This window comes from Streptomyces auratus, from assembly GCF_050433025.1.
Classification (GTDB): domain Bacteria; phylum Actinomycetota; class Actinomycetes; order Streptomycetales; family Streptomycetaceae; genus Streptomyces; species Streptomyces sioyaensis.
The window spans coordinates 3,742,786-3,758,516 of record NZ_JBNGCB010000001.1; the positions used below are offsets into that span (position 1 = coordinate 3,742,786).

Annotated in this window: 11 protein-coding genes and 1 tRNA gene; 1 reads left to right on the forward strand and 11 read right to left on the reverse strand. The window is 66.8% G+C overall.

Annotation, left to right across the window (positions count from 1 at the left end; translation table 11 throughout):
* Positions 1 to 217: 217 nt before the first annotated feature.
* The 11 genes from BKA18_RS16160 to BKA18_RS16210 all read right to left on the reverse strand — a co-directional run bounded on the left by BKA18_RS16160 (position 218) and on the right by BKA18_RS16210 (position 14,209).
* On the reverse strand, positions 218 to 697 hold the full coding sequence (locus tag BKA18_RS16160) for a DUF1707 and DUF4190 domain-containing protein (protein WP_006604870.1): 480 nt from the start codon (positions 695 to 697) through the stop codon (positions 218 to 220).
* A gap of 240 nt (positions 698 to 937) precedes the next feature.
* Complete coding sequence (locus BKA18_RS16165) at positions 938 to 4,837, reverse strand: DNA-directed RNA polymerase subunit beta' (RefSeq protein ID WP_006604869.1); 3,900 nt, start codon at positions 4,835 to 4,837, stop codon at positions 938 to 940.
* A gap of 100 nt (positions 4,838 to 4,937) precedes the next feature.
* A complete protein-coding gene (gene rpoB, locus BKA18_RS16170; RefSeq protein ID WP_006604868.1) occupies positions 4,938 to 8,423 on the reverse strand; it encodes a DNA-directed RNA polymerase subunit beta in 3,486 nt (1,161 codons plus the stop codon).
* Between the two features lie 620 nt (positions 8,424 to 9,043).
* Positions 9,044 to 9,430, reverse strand: coding sequence for a 50S ribosomal protein L7/L12 (rplL, locus tag BKA18_RS16175; RefSeq protein WP_006604867.1), 387 nt, complete (start codon positions 9,428 to 9,430; stop codon positions 9,044 to 9,046).
* An 84-nt stretch (positions 9,431 to 9,514) separates the two neighbouring features.
* Positions 9,515 to 10,066, reverse strand: a complete 552-nt coding sequence (gene rplJ / locus BKA18_RS16180; protein WP_006604866.1) for a 50S ribosomal protein L10 — start codon at positions 10,064 to 10,066, stop codon at positions 9,515 to 9,517.
* Positions 10,067 to 10,383: 317 nt separating this feature from the next.
* On the reverse strand, positions 10,384 to 11,244 hold the full coding sequence (locus BKA18_RS16185; RefSeq protein WP_366047707.1) for an SCO4651 family lipoprotein: 861 nt from the start codon (positions 11,242 to 11,244) through the stop codon (positions 10,384 to 10,386).
* Positions 11,245 to 11,392: 148 nt separating this feature from the next.
* Positions 11,393 to 12,109, reverse strand: coding sequence for a 50S ribosomal protein L1 (gene rplA, locus BKA18_RS16190; RefSeq protein WP_006604864.1), 717 nt, complete (start codon positions 12,107 to 12,109; stop codon positions 11,393 to 11,395).
* 82 nt (positions 12,110 to 12,191) lie between these two features.
* On the reverse strand, positions 12,192 to 12,626 hold the full coding sequence (rplK, locus tag BKA18_RS16195) for a 50S ribosomal protein L11 (RefSeq protein WP_006604863.1): 435 nt from the start codon (positions 12,624 to 12,626) through the stop codon (positions 12,192 to 12,194).
* Between the two features lie 168 nt (positions 12,627 to 12,794).
* Positions 12,795 to 13,658: a transcription termination/antitermination protein NusG gene (nusG, locus tag BKA18_RS16200; RefSeq protein ID WP_366047706.1), complete on the reverse strand. Its 864-nt coding sequence runs from the start codon at positions 13,656 to 13,658 to the stop codon at positions 12,795 to 12,797.
* Between the two features lie 73 nt (positions 13,659 to 13,731).
* Positions 13,732 to 14,028 (reverse strand): preprotein translocase subunit SecE, encoded by a 297-nt coding sequence (gene secE / locus BKA18_RS16205; RefSeq protein WP_006604861.1) that lies wholly within the window; start codon positions 14,026 to 14,028, stop codon positions 13,732 to 13,734.
* A 108-nt stretch (positions 14,029 to 14,136) separates the two neighbouring features.
* Positions 14,137 to 14,209: transfer RNA gene (locus tag BKA18_RS16210), tRNA-Trp, on the reverse strand.
* A 183-nt stretch (positions 14,210 to 14,392) separates the two neighbouring features.
* Between BKA18_RS16210 and BKA18_RS16215 the strand changes: the two genes are divergently transcribed.
* A complete protein-coding gene (locus tag BKA18_RS16215) occupies positions 14,393 to 15,628 on the forward strand; it encodes a pyridoxal phosphate-dependent aminotransferase (RefSeq protein WP_006604860.1) in 1,236 nt (411 codons plus the stop codon).
* The last annotated feature ends 103 nt before the right edge of the window (positions 15,629 to 15,731 follow it).

Below are 15,731 nucleotides of genomic sequence, written 5' to 3' on the forward strand. Positions count from 1 at the left end.
CGGGAGATTGCGCGCACGGCAGCCCAGGGACACCCCAGGCACAAGGTCAGAGCGTACCTACCGCATTGGCTGCGGTCAAAACAAATGCACACGCGAAGGACACGCCGGACTCCACACGGCGTTGCGGCCACCGTAGTGCGATCTACGGCCGTACGGAAGAAGGCACCGCGTGCCCACTGCTGCCCCCGTACGGCCCACCCGAGGCCCCGGACGCGCCCTAGAGATGCGCCACGGCCAGGAGGACCGACAGCAGGAAGAACAGCGACCAGCCGCCGATGCCCAGCCAGCCGAGCACCAGCCCCGCGAGGGCCTGCCCGTCCCCGCGCTCGCCGGTGCGGCGGATCTCGGCGCGCGCCTTGTGTCCCAGGATCACGGCCGGGATCGCCGTCAGCCCCCACGTCACCGGCGTCATGATCCCGCAGACCAGCGCGCCGGTCGCCGAGCCGTTCGTCGACACCGGAGGCGGCATCTGCATCGGCATGAACGTCGCCGGCACCGGGCGCTGCGGCAGGAACTGCGCCTGCGGCACCGGTCCCTGCGGCAGATCCGCGACCAGCATCTGCAGTTCGGCATGGGTCTGTGCGTGGTAGGCCCGCGTGATCCGCTGCTCGTACTCCGGCTGTTGCAGCCGCCCCTCGGCGAACCCCGCCTTGAGCACATCGACCGCCCGCTCACGATCGGCGTGCGAGGCACGCATGACAGGCACCTGATTCGACGGCTGAACGGGCTGCCCACCCTGCCACGGCTGGAATGCCACTTCGCGAACCTCCCCCCGCTCGACAGTTCTCCCCATCTTCTCATCACAGACGCAGAGATGGGCAGACGAGTTCCCCCGCGCGGCCCACGACCGCGGATACCGCACGATGCCGGCGCCACACGCCGCAGGGCGGCCACCCCGTTAGGGATGGCCGCCCTGTTGCTGTCGTACGGACCAGGCTTACTGGTTGTACGGACCGTAGTCGTAGTCCTCCAGCGGGACCGCCTGGCCGGAGCCGGTGCCGAAGGGCGAGTAGTCGATGTCGTCGTAACCGACGGCCGAGTACATCGCGGCCTTGGCCTCCTCGGTGGGCTCGACCCGGATGTTGCGGTAGCGGGACAGGCCCGTACCGGCCGGGATGAGCTTACCGATGATGACGTTCTCCTTGAGGCCGATGAGCGAGTCGGACTTGGCGTTGATCGCCGCGTCCGTCAGCACTCGGGTCGTCTCCTGGAAGGAGGCGGCCGACAGCCAGGATTCCGTCGCCAGCGAAGCCTTGGTGATACCCATCAGCTGCGGACGGCCGGAGGCCGGGTGGCCACCCTCCGCCACGACCCGACGGTTCTCACCCTCGAACTTCGTGCGCTCCACCAGCTCGCCCGGCAGCAGCTCCGCGTCGCCGGACTCGATGATCGTCACACGGCGCAGCATCTGCCGGATGATGATCTCGATGTGCTTGTCGTGGATCGCCACGCCCTGGCTGTTGTAGACCTTCTGGACCTCGCCGACCAGGTGGACCTGGACGGCGCGCTGGCCGAGGATCCGCAGCACGTCGTGCGGGTTGACGGCACCCACGGTCAGCGGCTGGCCGACCGTGACGTGGTCGCCCTCGCCCACCAGGAGGCGGGCGCGCTTGGAGACGCCGTAGGCGGTCTCGTCGCTGCCGTCGTCCGGGGTGACGATGACCTTCTTGGTCTTCTCGGTCTCCTCGATCCGGACGCGGCCGGCCGCCTCCGAGATCGGGGCGACACCCTTGGGCGTACGGGCCTCGAAGAGCTCAACGACACGCGGCAGACCCAGGGTGATGTCGTCACCGGCCACACCACCGGTGTGGAAGGTACGCATCGTCAGCTGGGTGCCGGGCTCACCGATGGACTGGGCGGCGATGATGCCGACCGCCTCACCGATGTCGACCAGCTTGCCGGTGGCCAGCGAACGGCCGTAGCAGAAGGCACAGGTGCCGACCGCGGACTCACAGGTCAGGACCGAACGGGTCTTGACCTCCTCGACGCCCGCGTTGACCAGCGCGTCGATGAGCACGTCACCGAGGTCCACGTTGGCCGGCGCGACGACCTTGCCGTCGACGACGACGTCCTCGGCCAGCATCCGTGCGTAGACGCTGGACTCGACGTCGTCCGCCTTGCGCAGGACGCCGTCCGCACCCTTCGACGCGATGCGCAGCTTGAGGCCGCGCTCGGTGCCGCAGTCCTCCTCGCGAATGATGACGTCCTGGGAGACGTCGACCAGACGACGGGTGAGGTAACCGGAGTCGGCGGTACGAAGGGCGGTGTCCGCCAGACCCTTACGGGCACCGTGGGTGGAGATGAAGTACTCCAGCACGGACAGACCCTCGCGGAACGACGCCTTGATCGGACGCGGGATGGTCTCGTTCTTCGCGTTCGACACCAGACCACGCATACCGGCGATCTGCCGCATCTGCATCATGTTTCCTCGGGCACCCGAGTCAACCATCATGAAGATGGGGTTCGTCTTGGGGAAGTTCTCATTCATCGCCTCGGAGACCTCATTGGTCGCCTTGGTCCAGATGTTGATGAGTTCCTGCGTGCGCTCGTCCTTGGTGATCAGACCGCGCTCGTACTGCTTCTGGACCTTCTCGTCCTGGGCCTCGTAGCCCGCGACGATGGCCTTCTTGGCCTCCGGGACGACGATGTCCGAGACGGCGACGGTGACGCCGGAACGGGTCGCCCAGTGGAAGCCGGCCGCCTTCAGGTTGTCGAGCGTCGCCGCCACGATGACCTTCGGGTAGCGCTCTGCCAGGTCGTTGACGATCGCGGAGAGCTGCTTCTTGCCCACCGAGTAGTCGACGAACGGGTAGTCCTCGGGCAGCAGCTCGTTGAAGAGCGCACGGCCCAGGGTCGTCCGCAGCCGGAAGCTGTCACCGGGCTGCCACTCGGGCTCGCCCTCCTCCGGAAGCGGCGGGGTCCAGCCACGCGGCGGGACGGTGCCGATCGGGAAGCGGATGTCGACCTTCGCCTGGAGCGAGAGCTCCTTGGCGTCGAACGCCATGATCGCCTCGGCGGTCGAGCCGAACGCCCGGCCCTCACCGATGACCTTGCGCTCCTCTTCATCCGTGGTGAGGAAGAAGAGGCCGAGCACCATGTCCTGGGTCGGCATGGTGACCGGACGGCCGTCGGCCGGCTTGAGGATGTTGTTCGAGGACAGCATCAGGATGCGGGCCTCGGCCTGGGCCTCCGCGGACAGCGGGAGGTGGACGGCCATCTGGTCACCGTCGAAGTCCGCGTTGAACGCGGTGCAGACGAGCGGGTGAATCTGAATGGCCTTGCCCTCGACCAGCTGCGGCTCGAAGGCCTGGATGCCCAGACGGTGCAGGGTGGGTGCACGGTTCAGCAGCACCGGGTGCTCGGCGATGACCTCTTCGAGCACGTCGTAGACGACCGTGCGGCCGCGCTCGACCATGCGCTTCGCGCTCTTGATGTTCTGCGCGTGGTTGAGGTCCACCAGGCGCTTCATCACGAACGGCTTGAAGAGCTCCAGCGCCATGGCCTTGGGCAGACCACACTGGTGCAGCTTGAGCTGCGGGCCGACGACGATGACGGAACGCGCCGAGTAGTCGACTCGCTTGCCGAGCAGGTTCTGACGGAAGCGGCCCTGCTTACCCTTCAGCATGTCGCTGAGGGACTTCAGCGGGCGGTTACCGGGACCGGTGACCGGGCGACCGCGGCGGCCGTTGTCGAACAGCGCGTCGACGGCCTCCTGCAGCATCCGCTTCTCGTTGTTCACGATGATCTCGGGCGCGCCGAGGTCGAGAAGCCGCTTGAGGCGGTTGTTGCGGTTGATCACACGGCGGTACAGGTCGTTCAGGTCGGAGGTCGCGAAGCGGCCACCGTCCAGCTGCACCATCGGACGCAGGTCCGGCGGGATCACCGGGATGCAGTCCAGCACCATGCCCTTGGGGCTGTTGCGGGTCTGCAGGAAGGCGGAGACGACCTTGAGGCGCTTGAGCGCACGGGTCTTCTTCTGGCCCTTACCGGTACGGATGATCTCGCGGAGGCGCTCGGCCTCCTCGTCGAGGTCGAAGGTCTCCAGGCGCTTCTGCAGGGCAGCGGCACCCATGGAGCCGTCGAAGTACGTGCCGAAGCGGTCCCGCAGCTCGCGGTAGAGCAGCTCGTCGCCCTCGAGGTCCTGGACCTTGAGGTTCTTGAAGCGGTTCCAGACCTCGTCGAGACGGTCGATCTCGCGCTGCGCACGGTCGCGCAGCTGCTTCATCTCACGCTCGGCGCCCTCGCGCACCTTGCGGCGCACGTCCGCCTTGGCGCCCTCGGCCTCCAGCTCGGCCAGGTCGGTCTCGAGCTTCTTGGCGCGGGCCTCCAGGTCGGAGTCGCGGCGCTGCTCGATCTGCTGACGCTCGACGGAGACGTGCGCCTCCAGCGAGGGCAGGTCGCGCGTACGGCGCTCCTCGTCCACCCACGTGATCATGTAGGCGGCGAAGTAGATGACCTTCTCGAGGTCCTTGGGCGCGAGGTCCAGCAGGTAGCCCAGCCGGCTCGGCACGCCCTTGAAGTACCAGATGTGGGTGACGGGAGCGGCCAGCTCGATGTGGCCCATCCGCTCACGCCGCACCTTGGCGCGAGTGACCTCGACGCCGCAGCGCTCGCAGATGATGCCCTTGAAGCGGACGCGCTTGTACTTACCGCAGTAGCACTCCCAGTCCCGGGTCGGACCGAAGATCTTCTCGCAGAAGAGTCCGTCCTTTTCGGGCTTGAGCGTGCGGTAGTTGATGGTCTCGGGCTTCTTGACCTCGCCGTGGCTCCACTGACGGATGTCGTCAGCGGTAGCCAGACCGATCCGGAGCTCATCGAAGAAGTTGACGTCGAGCACTATGCGTCAATCCCTCTCAGGGTTGTAAGTCTTGGGGTCTGAAACGGGGGTCCTGGGGCCGGCCGGGGGAGCCATCACTGGCTCCCCGGCCGGACTCCCGTCAGACCTCTTCGACGCTGCTCGGCTCGCGCCGGGACAGGTCGATGCCGAGCTCCTCCGCAGCGCGGAAGACGTCCTCGTCGGTGTCGCGCATCTCGATGGACATGCCGTCCGAGGACAGCACCTCCACGTTGAGGCACAGGGACTGCATTTCCTTGATGAGCACCTTGAAGGACTCGGGAATGCCGGGCTCGGGGATGTTCTCGCCCTTGACGATGGCCTCGTAGACCTTCACGCGGCCGGTCACGTCGTCGGACTTGATCGTCAGCAGCTCCTGGAGGGCGTATGCGGCGCCGTATGCCTCCAGCGCCCACACCTCCATCTCACCGAACCGCTGGCCACCGAACTGAGCCTTACCACCCAGCGGCTGCTGGGTGATCATCGAGTACGGACCGGTCGAACGCGCGTGGAGCTTGTCGTCGACCAGGTGGTGCAGCTTGAGGATGTACATGTACCCGATCGAGATCGGGTCCGGGAACGGCTCACCGGAGCGGCCGTCGAACAGCCGGGCCTTGCCGGAGCCCTTGACCATCCGCTCGCCGTCACGGTTGGGGATCGTCGACTCGAAGAGACCGGAGATCTCGTCCTCGCGCGCACCGTCGAACACCGGGGTGGCGACGTTGGAACCGGCGGCGACCTCGTCCGCGCCGATGGAGTGGAGACGCTTCTTCCACTCCTCCTCGACGCCCTCGACCTTCCAGCCCTGGCTGGCGAGCCAGCCGAGGTGGATCTCCAGGACCTGACCCGGGTTCATTCGGGACGGGACACCCAGCGGGTTGAGGATGATGTCGACCGGGGTGCCGTCCTCCAGGAACGGCATGTCCTCGACCGGCAGGATCTTCGAGATGACGCCCTTGTTGCCGTGCCGGCCGGCGAGCTTGTCACCGTCGGTGATCTTGCGCTTCTGGGCGACGTAGACGCGGACCAGCTGGTTCACGCCCGGGGGCAGCTCGTCGCCCTCTTCGCGGTCGAAGACGCGGACGCCGATGACCTTGCCGATCTCACCGTGCGGCACCTTCAGCGAGGTGTCGCGCACCTCGCGCGCCTTCTCACCGAAGATCGCGCGGAGCAGGCGCTCCTCGGGGGTCAGCTCGGTCTCACCCTTGGGCGTGACCTTGCCGACGAGGATGTCGCCGGCGACGACCTCGGCACCGATCCGGATGATGCCGCGCTCGTCGAGGTCGGAGAGGACCTCCTCGGAGACGTTCGGGATGTCCCGGGTGATCTCCTCGGGGCCCAGCTTGGTGTCACGGGCGTCGACCTCGTGCTCCTCGATGTGGATCGAGGAGAGGACGTCGTCCTGCACGAGGCGCTGCGACAGGATGATCGCGTCCTCGTAGTTGTGGCCCTCCCACGGCATGAACGCGACGAGCAGGTTCTTGCCGAGCGCCATCTCGCCTTCGTCCGTGGACGGACCGTCGGCGAGGACCTGGCCCTCGATGACCCGCGCGCCCTCGTCCACGACGACCTTCTGATTGAAGGAGGTGCCCTGGTTGGAGCGGGTGAACTTGGCGACGCGGTACGTGGTGTACGTGCCGTCGTCGTTGGCGACGGTGATGTAGTCCGCGGAGACCTCCTGGACCACACCGTCCTTCTCCGCCTTGATGACGTCACCGGCGTCGACCGCACAGCGGTACTCCATGCCGGTGCCGACCAGCGGCGACTCCGCCTTGATCAGCGGAACGGCCTGGCGCATCATGTTCGATCCCATGAGCGCGCGGTTGGCGTCGTCGTGCTCGAGGAACGGGATCATGGCGGTCGCGGCCGACACCATCTGGCGCGGCGAGACGTCCATGAAGTCGACCTCGTCGGCGGGGACCAGGTCGACCTCGCCGCCACGACGGCGGACCAGGACACGCTGCTCGGAGAACCGCATGTCCTCGGAGAGCTTCGCGTTGGCCTGGGCGATCAGGAAGCGGTCCTCCTCATCAGCGGTGAGGTAGTCCACCTCCTCCGTGACCTGGCCGTCGACGACCTTGCGGTACGGCGTCTCGATGAAGCCGAAGACGTTGACCCGGCCGTAGGAGGCCAGCGAGCCGATGAGACCGATGTTGGGACCTTCGGGGGTCTCAATCGGGCACATACGGCCGTAGTGCGAGGGGTGCACGTCACGGACGTCCAGACCGGCCCGCTCACGGGAGAGACCACCCGGGCCCAGCGCCGACAGACGGCGCTTGTGGGTCAGACCCGACAGCGGGTTGGTCTGGTCCATGAACTGGGACAGCTGGCTGGTGCCGAAGAACTCCTTGATGGAGGCGACGACCGGCCGGATGTTGATCAGGGTCTGCGGCGTGATCGCCTCGACGTCCTGGGTCGTCATGCGCTCACGCACGACGCGCTCCATACGCGCCAGACCCGTACGGACCTGGTTCTGGATGAGTTCGCCGACGTTGCGCAGACGACGGTTGCCGAAGTGGTCGATGTCGTCGGTCTCGACAACGATGGAGTTGCCGTTCTCGCCGATCGTCTCGGTCTCGCCGGCGTGCAGCTTGACCAGGTACTTGATCGTGGCGATGACGTCATCGGTGGTCAGCACACCGGCGTCGAGCGGCTCGTCGCCACCGAGCTTCTTGTTGACCTTGTAGCGGCCGACCTTGGCGAGGTCGTAGCGCTTGGGGTTGAAGTACAGGTTCTCGAGCAGCGTCTGCGCGGCCTCACGGGTCGGCGGCTCGCCCGGGCGCAGCTTGCGGTAGATGTCGAGCAGCGCGTCGTCCTGACCCTGGGTGTGGTCCTTCTCCAGGGTGGCGCGCATCGACTCGTACTCGCCGAACTCCTCCAGGATCTGCTCGGTGGTCCACCCGAGCGCCTTGAGCAGGACGGTCACGGACTGCTTGCGCTTGCGGTCGATGCGCACACCGACCATGTCGCGCTTGTCGATCTCCATCTCCAGCCAGGCACCCCGGGACGGGATGATCTTGGCGGAGAAGATGTCCTTGTCGGACGTCTTGTCGATGGAGCTGTCGAAGTACACGCCCGGCGAGCGGACCAGCTGCGAGACGACGACACGCTCGGTGCCGTTGATGCAGAAGGTTCCCTTGTTGGTCATGAGCGGGAAGTCGCCCATGAAGACCGTCTGGGACTTGATCTCGCCGGTCTCGTTGTTCGTGAACTCAGCGGTGACGAAGAGCGGAGCGGCGTACGTGAAGTCGCGCTCCTTGCACTCGTCGATGGAGTTCTTCGGGGGCTCGAAGCGGTGGTCGCGGAACGTCAGCGACATCGACCCGGAGAAGTCCTCGATCGGGGAGATCTCTTCGAAGATCTCTTCCAGACCGGACTTGGTGGGGACTTCCTGCCCACTCTCCAGCGCAGCCTCGACGCGACCCTTCCATGCGGCATTGCCGAGCAGCCAGTCGAAGCTTTCGGTCTGCAGCGCAAGGAGGTTCGGAACCCCGAGGGGCTCCTTGATCTTCGCAAAAGAGATGCGCAGCGGGGCGGTGCTGTCGCCGTTGTTCGTATTGGCAGTCGAGGCGTTGCGCGAGGCGGCCAAGAGGGGGTCCTTCCGAGGGCTCGGACTCACTACGCGCGTACCGGTCCCGAACCGAACAGACTGAGGGAGAGCCCAGGTCAGGGCGGTTCTTCAGCTTTGCTCGGGCTCGGGTATGCCCCTGGTGACGGGCAGGGAGCAGCTAACAGGCAGCGCAAAGGGTCAGTGTAGCCACTCGGCCCACTGATGTCCAGAGCGAGTTTCCGGAGACCGGTTCAGCACCGTGATACCGATCTTCTCCCTCCGGGAGGTCATGTCCTCCGCACCGGAGGAAGCCCTCGTTTGTTCTTCTCAATGCCCTGCGCCTGCCGAAAGCCCTGCGCCAGTGGCGCACACCGATGCTTCCCTCTTCGTCGGCGATCCATGCCTCGAACCCTGGATCGCTTCTGCGTCGCGTCCCGAGAATTGCGCGCCGCGTCCGGTTCGTCAAGGCCCCCCACCTCTGGGAGATCGTCACATGGGGGCAGGTCCGGGCAACGAAGATCACCATACTCGCACGCAGGCGCGAGGCAATGCAGCTGTGACGAGCACGCCGAAGGGCGACCACCCGCATGGGTGATCGCCCTTGGCTGGTGTCCCTGACGCCTCAGGCGCTCAGGACGTGAGTCGGAGACTCAGTGAAGTCACTTGACCTCGACGGAGGCGCCGGCGGCCTTGAGGGACTCGGCAGCCTTCTCGGCGGCGTCCTTGGCGACCTTCTCGAGGACCGGCTTCGGGGTGCCGTCGACGAGGTCCTTGGCCTCCTTCAGGCCCAGGGAGGTCAGCTCGCGCACGACCTTGATGACCTGGATCTTCTTGTCGCCGGCGCCGGTGAGGACGACGTCGAACTCGTCCTGCTCCTCGACGGCCTCGGCGGCCGGGGCGCCCGGGGCACCGGCAGCGGCAACGGCGACCGGGGCGGCGGCCTCGACGTCGAACTTGTCCTCGAACGCCTTCACGAACTCGGAGAGCTCGATGAGGGTCATCTCCTCGAACTGCGCGAGCAGGTCTTCCTGGCTGAGCTTCGCCATGGTGGCGGTCCTTCCACTAATTCGGCTGGTGCCGGATGTACATGTCTGGCGGGCGTACTTCGGGCCCGCTGGGCGTCCGAGTGATTACTCGGCAGCCTCGGCGGGAGCCGGCGTACCGGCACCGCCCTGCTCGACCTTGCTGCGAAGCGCGTCCGCGGTGCGGGCGAACTTCGTGAGCGGGGCCTGGAAGGTCGCCGCGGCCTTGGCCGTGGACGCCTTCATCGCTCCCGCCAGCTTGGCGAGCAGAACCTCACGGGACTCAAGGTCCGCAAGCTTCTTGATCTCGTCGGCAGACAGTGCCTTGCCGTCAAGGACACCGCCCTTGATGACGAGAGAGGGGTTCTCCTTGGCGAAGTCACGAAGACCCTTCGCCGCCGTGACCGGGTCACCGGTCACGAAGGCGACAGCGGTCGAGCCCTTGAGGTGCTCGTCCAGCTGAATCCCGGCCTCCTTGGCCGCGATCTTGGTCAGCGTGTTCTTCACCACACGGTACTGAGCGTTCTCGCCGAGAGAACGACGCAGCTCCTTGAGCTGCGCCACAGTCAGTCCGGTGTAAGAAGTCACAACAGCTGCGTGCGAGTCGCGGAGCTTCTCCGTGATCTCCGCAACGGCTGCGTTCTTGTCAGACGTCGCCATGAGCCTCGGCCTCCTTCCGGGTGATGAGGACCGCGCAGAAGGGGCTGGGCAAAACAAACGCCCCGGCGCAGGCGCACGGGGCGTACTCCACCGGAACGGAATTCCGTCCGGGAGTTCATCCATACACGCCTGCGCAGGCCGTCCGCAGCTAGCGGATCCTTCGGCCACCACACGCCCGGAGTTCGGACGCGCAGAGACAACCAGCGGTCTTTGGCTTCCGGGAAAAGATACGGGAGCGGACGGCGGTCAGGCAAATCGGCCTGAGCAGGGGCATCCGTGAGCCCCCGCCCAGGCCGTCACACGCGCTGCGGTGCCGGTCAGGCGCCGGGCGCGGTCGTCGTCTGGCTCGCCGGCGGCGGGGACACGTCGACCTTGGTGCCGTAGTCCGAGAAGAGCGCCGTGGAGCTGCTCGGCTGCTTGCCGCCGAGCTTCTCCTCCTTCTTGACCAGCAGGTTGTCGGCGTCGATCCAGACGTCGAGCTGTTCGCTCTTCGCACCGCCCTTTTCGAGCTGCTTCTGGACCAGGTCACGGACCGACTTGCTGACCTTGCCGCTCAGCTGGGCCATCGTGACGGTGCCGGTGTAGTGCGTCGCCTGGACGCCGTTCACGGCCTCCTTGCCGACGGCCTTGGCCGTGCCGGAGGCGATCAGCAGCTCGATCGGCTGGCTCGGGTTCGCGTTCTGCAGAACGTCCTGGAACAGCGTGCCGGAGCCGCCCAGCTGCTTCGACAGCGCCGCGTACGAGTACTTCATCCAGGGCTTGCTGCTCGCGCCGGGCATGGCCGCGCCCATGTTCATGTACACGGCGTCCTTGGTGTAGATCGCCTTGATCGGCTTACCGGGGCTCCCCCCGCCGGTCATGGTGTTCTCGACGTTCATCTGCATGCCCTGCGTCCAGTCCAGCCCACCCTTGGTGGACTGCTTCACCTGGCCGTTGGTGGTGGTCGTGGTCGTCGAGCCGTCGATCTTCGCGGTCTTCTTGCCCGCGGTCGCCTCCTGGGCGGCCTTCAGGGCGTCCACCGGGTTCTGCGCCGGGTCCTGCTTGCCGCCCGCCGTGTCGCTGCTCCCGCCGCCGCTGCTGCCGCCAGAGGCCTTGCCGCCGTCGTCGTTACAAGCACTCAGGCTGCCGACCAACATCACTGCACCCGCCACGGCGGCGGCTATACGCGTGCTACGCACGTGAGGCTCCCCCTTAGATCATCTTTATGGACCTCGGGGCGACTGTAATGCAGGGCACCGACAGCACATGCGTCAGGCCCCGTCCCTCCCGGAGGAGAGACGGGGCCTGACGCGATGCAGACGCGCTACGAGGCGCTGATCAAGGAGATCAGACGGCCTCGTCCTCGACAAGGAGGTTGCGGGTGCGGTTGGCGTCCAGCGGGATGCCGGGGCCCATCGTGGTGGTGATGGTGGCCTTCTTGATGTAGCGGCCCTTGGCGGCGGACGGCTTGAGGCGGGTGATCTCCTCGAGGGCCGCGGCGTAGTTCTCCACCAGCTTGGTCTCGTCGAAGGAGACCTTGCCGATGATGAAGTGGAGGTTCGCGTGCTTGTCCACGCGGAACTCGATCTTGCCGCCCTTGATGTCGGTGACAGCCTTGGCGACATCCGGGGTGACGGTGCCGGTCTTCGGGTTCGGCATCAGACCACGGGGACCGAGCACGCGGCCGAGGCGGCCGACCTTGCCCATGAGGTCCGGGGTGGCGACGACGGCGTCGAAGTCCAGACGGCCCTTGGAGACCTCGTCGATCAGTTCGTCCGAGCCGACGATGTCGGCGCCGGCGGCTTCCGCGGCCGCAGCACGGTCACCGGTCGCGAAGACCAGGACCCGGGCGGTCTTACCGGTGCCGTGCGGGAGGTTCACGGTGCCACGGACCATCTGGTCGGCCTTGCGCGGGTCGACGCCCAGACGCATGGCGACCTCGACGGTCGCGTCGAACTTGACGGAGGTGGTGTCCTTGGCGAGACGGACGGCCTCGAGGGGGGCGTACAGACGCTCCCGGTCGATCTTCGCGTCCGCATTGCGAAGAGTCTTGCTGCGCTTCACTTCTGCTCCTGGTGCAGTGGGGTGGAGTCGTGGTGCGGACCAGCGCCTGGTCCTGCCACGGGGTGCCGAAAGAGGCTGAGGATCAGCCCTCGATCGTGATGCCCATGGAACGGGCGGTGCCAGCGATGATCTTCTCGGCGGAGTCGAGGTCGTTGGCGCTCAGGTCGGGCATCTTGGTGGTGGCGATGTCGCGGACCTGGTCGCGGGTGATCTTGGCGACCTTGGTCTTGTGCGGCTCGCCGGAGCCCTTCTCCACGCCCGCGGCCTTCAGGATGAGCTTCGCGGCCGGCGGGGTCTTGGTGATGAAGGTGAAGGAACGGTCTTCGTAGACCGTGATCTCCACCGGCACGACCATGCCACGCTGCGACTCGGTCGCGGCGTTGTAGGCCTTGCAGAACTCCATGATGTTGACGCCGTGCTGGCCCAGTGCAGGGCCGACCGGCGGGGCCGGGTTTGCGGCGCCGGCGCTGATCTGGAGCTTGATAAGCCCCGTGACCTTCTTCTTCTTGGGAGGCATGCTCTCTCCGGGTCCTAGTGAGAGGTGTTTCGCCGATCCACCCGGTCATCCGGATGGAGGCATACCGCACAACGATAACGGGTATGGTCGTGCGGCCAAAAACCGAGCAGGTCAGACCGGCTGTGAGCCCGTCTGACCTGGTCGATTTGGCTGGTGGGCCGGAAGAACCTAGTTCTTCTGGATCTGGTCGAAGCTCAGCTCGACCGGGGTCTCGCGGCCGAAGATCTCGACGAGGCCCTTGACCTTCTTCGAGTCGGCGTTGATCTCGTTGATCGTCGCCTGGAGCGTCGCGAACGGGCCGTCGGTGACGGTGACGGAGTCGCCCACCTCGAAGTCCAGCACCTGGACCTCGACCTTGCGGGACGGCGCCGGCTTGCCCTCGGCCGCCGCGGCCTCCTTGGCGGCCTTCTCCTCGGCCTCCGGGGCGAGCATCTTGACGATCTCGTCCAGCGTCAGCGGGTAGGGGTCGTAGGCGTTGCCGACGAAGCCGGTGACACCCGGGGTGTTGCGGACGACGCCCCAGGACTCGTTCGTCAGGTCCATCCGCACCAGCACATAGCCCGGGAGCTTGTTCTGGCGGATGGTCTTGCGCTCGCCGTTCTTGATCTGGGCGACCTCTTCCTGCGGCACCTCGGCCTGGAAGATGAAGTCCTCGACGTTCAGCGAGACGGCACGCTGCTCAAGGTTGGTCTTCACGCGGTTCTCGTACCCCGCGTAGGTGTGGATGACGTACCACTCACCGGGCAGGCCACGGAGCTCGTCGCGGAGGGCGGCGACGGGGTCGACCGGCTCCTCCTCGTCCTCGGTGACCTCGGCGGCGGCTTCGGCCTCCTCGTCGACGTGCACCGCGGCCTCTTCGGCGGGCTCACCGGCGGCGGCGTCCTCGGCGTCGAGCTCGTCGACCGCGTCGGCGTTCTCGACGATGTCACGCGCGGTGTCGTCGCCCTCGACCTCGGCCGAGGCGGCCGCGTCCACGTCGGCCGCTGCCGTTTCGGCGGAGTCGGCGGCGTCGTTCAGGTTCGGGTCAGACACGGTGGCTGCTTCTTCCTGGCTTCAAGGGGTTGAACATGCGAAATGGGCGCCCGCTGAGGCGCCCTCCGCGGGATCAGCCGAAGACGTACCCGACGACTCGGTTGATTCCCAAGTCAATCACGGTTACGAGACCGATGATGATGACAACGAAGACGATCACCACACTGGTGTACGTCGACAGCTGGTTGCGCGTGGGCCAGACGACCTTGCGGAGCTCCGCCACGATCTGGCGGTAGAAAAGCGCGAGCCGCGCGAAGGGGCCCTTCTTGCCGCGCTTGCCGCCGCGACGGGGCTTCTTCTGGGACTCCGCGGTCTCGTCCTCGGAGCGACCGCGCTCAGGCATGTCGATGGAGCCCAGGGCGTCCGTCACTCGTCCTCACCTGAATCCGGGTCGTGGCCGTGCCGCGCCCTGCTCCTGCCGCACGGCGGTGCATGTCATACGTACGCGTGCACGCACTGCGGTGGAGAGTGCGTGTAGCAGGGCCGGAGGGACTTGAACCCCCAACCGCTGGTTTTGGAGACCAGTGCTCTACCAATTGAGCTACGACCCTTTGTGGTTCCCCCAACCTACCGCATGCGGGCGACTGCACTTGGTGCATGTGCCGCGGCGACCTGTTGGGAGCCAACGGTCAGCGAGTGTACGTGGTTCGGGGCCGGTCGTCGAACACGATCCTCGCGGGTGGTGCCCGCAAACCCGTGTGCCGGGCTCGTCGGAGGTCTGCAACGATGCATGTATGAGCGCTGCAACCCCTTCCGCATCGTCCGCCACCGAACGCCGGGTCTCGGCCCGCGTCGGTTCGATCTCCGAGTCCGCGACCCTCGCCGTAGACGCCAAGGCGAAGGCCCTCAAGGCCGCCGGACGCCCGGTGATCGGCTTCGGCGCCGGTGAGCCCGACTTCCCCACGCCCGGCTACATCGTCGAGGCCGCCGTCGAGGCCTGCCGCAACCCGAAGTACCACCGCTACACCCCGGCCGGCGGCCTCCCCGAGCTGAAGACCGCGATCGTCGCGAAGACGCTGCGCGACTCCGGCTACGAGATCGAGGCCGCGAACGTCCTGGTGACGAACGGCGGCAAGCAGGCGATCTACGAGGCGTTCGCAGCGATCCTGGACCCGGGTGACGAGGTCATCGTCCCGGCGCCGTACTGGACCACCTACCCCGAGTCGATCCGTCTCGCCGGCGGTGTGCCGGTCGACGTGGTCGCCGACGAGACCACCGGCTACCGCGTGACCGTGGAGCAGCTGGAGGCGGCCCGTACGGACCGCACCAAGGTGCTGCTGTTCGTCTCGCCGTCGAACCCGACCGGCGCGGTCTACACCCGCGAGCAGGTCGAGGCGGTCGGCCGCTGGGCCGCCGAGCACGGCCTGTGGGTGCTGACCGACGAGATCTACGAGCACCTGGTCTACGGCGACGCGGAGTTCTCGTCGCTGCCTGTGGTCGTCCCCGAGCTGCGCGACAAGTGCATCATCGTCAACGGCGTGGCGAAGACGTACGCGATGACCGGCTGGCGGGTGGGCTGGGCGATCGGCCCCAAGGACGTCATCAAGGCCGCCGCGAACCTCCAGTCGCACGCCACGTCCAACGTCTCGAACGTCGCGCAGGCCGCGGCCATCGCGGCGGTCTCCGGCGATCTGACGGCCGTCGAGGAGATGAAGGTCGCCTTCGACCGGCGCCGCCGCAAGATCGTGGAAATGCTCAACGAGATCAACGGCGTGCTGTGCCCCGAGCCGGAGGGCGCGTTCTACGCGTACCCGTCGGTGAAGGAGCTCCTGGGCAAGGAGATCCGCGGCAAGCGCCCGCAGACCAGCGTGGAGCTGGCCGAGCTGATCCTGGAGGAGGCGGAGGTCGCCGTCGTCCCGGGTGAGGCCTTCGGCACCCCCGGCTACCTGCGGCTTTCGTACGCGCTGGGCGACGAGGACCTGGTCGAGGGCGTGTCCCGCCTCCAGAAGCTGCTGGCCGAGGCCAAGTAGTTCACCAGAACGGCCCTACCTGCGGACATCCGGAGGTGACACGAGCGGGCGCCGGGATCCCTTCCCGGCGCCCGCTCGTCCGTTCTCCCGGACACCCCTTCGG

What these genes read in the sequence shown, in the direction of transcription:
- BKA18_RS16160 (WP_006604870.1), bottom strand. Translation starts at nt 697, where the DNA reads ATGCGTGCCTCGCACGCCGATCGTGAGCGGGCGGTCGATGTGCTCAAG.
- rplL (WP_006604867.1), bottom strand. Translation starts at nt 9,430, where the DNA reads ATGGCGAAGCTCAGCCAGGAAGACCTGCTCGCGCAGTTCGAGGAGATG.
- rplJ (WP_006604866.1), bottom strand. Translation starts at nt 10,066, where the DNA reads ATGGCGACGTCTGACAAGAACGCAGCCGTTGCGGAGATCACGGAGAAG.
- rplK (WP_006604863.1), bottom strand. Translation starts at nt 12,626, where the DNA reads ATGCCTCCCAAGAAGAAGAAGGTCACGGGGCTTATCAAGCTCCAGATC.
- BKA18_RS16215 (WP_006604860.1), top strand. Translation starts at nt 14,393, where the DNA reads ATGAGCGCTGCAACCCCTTCCGCATCGTCCGCCACCGAACGCCGGGTC.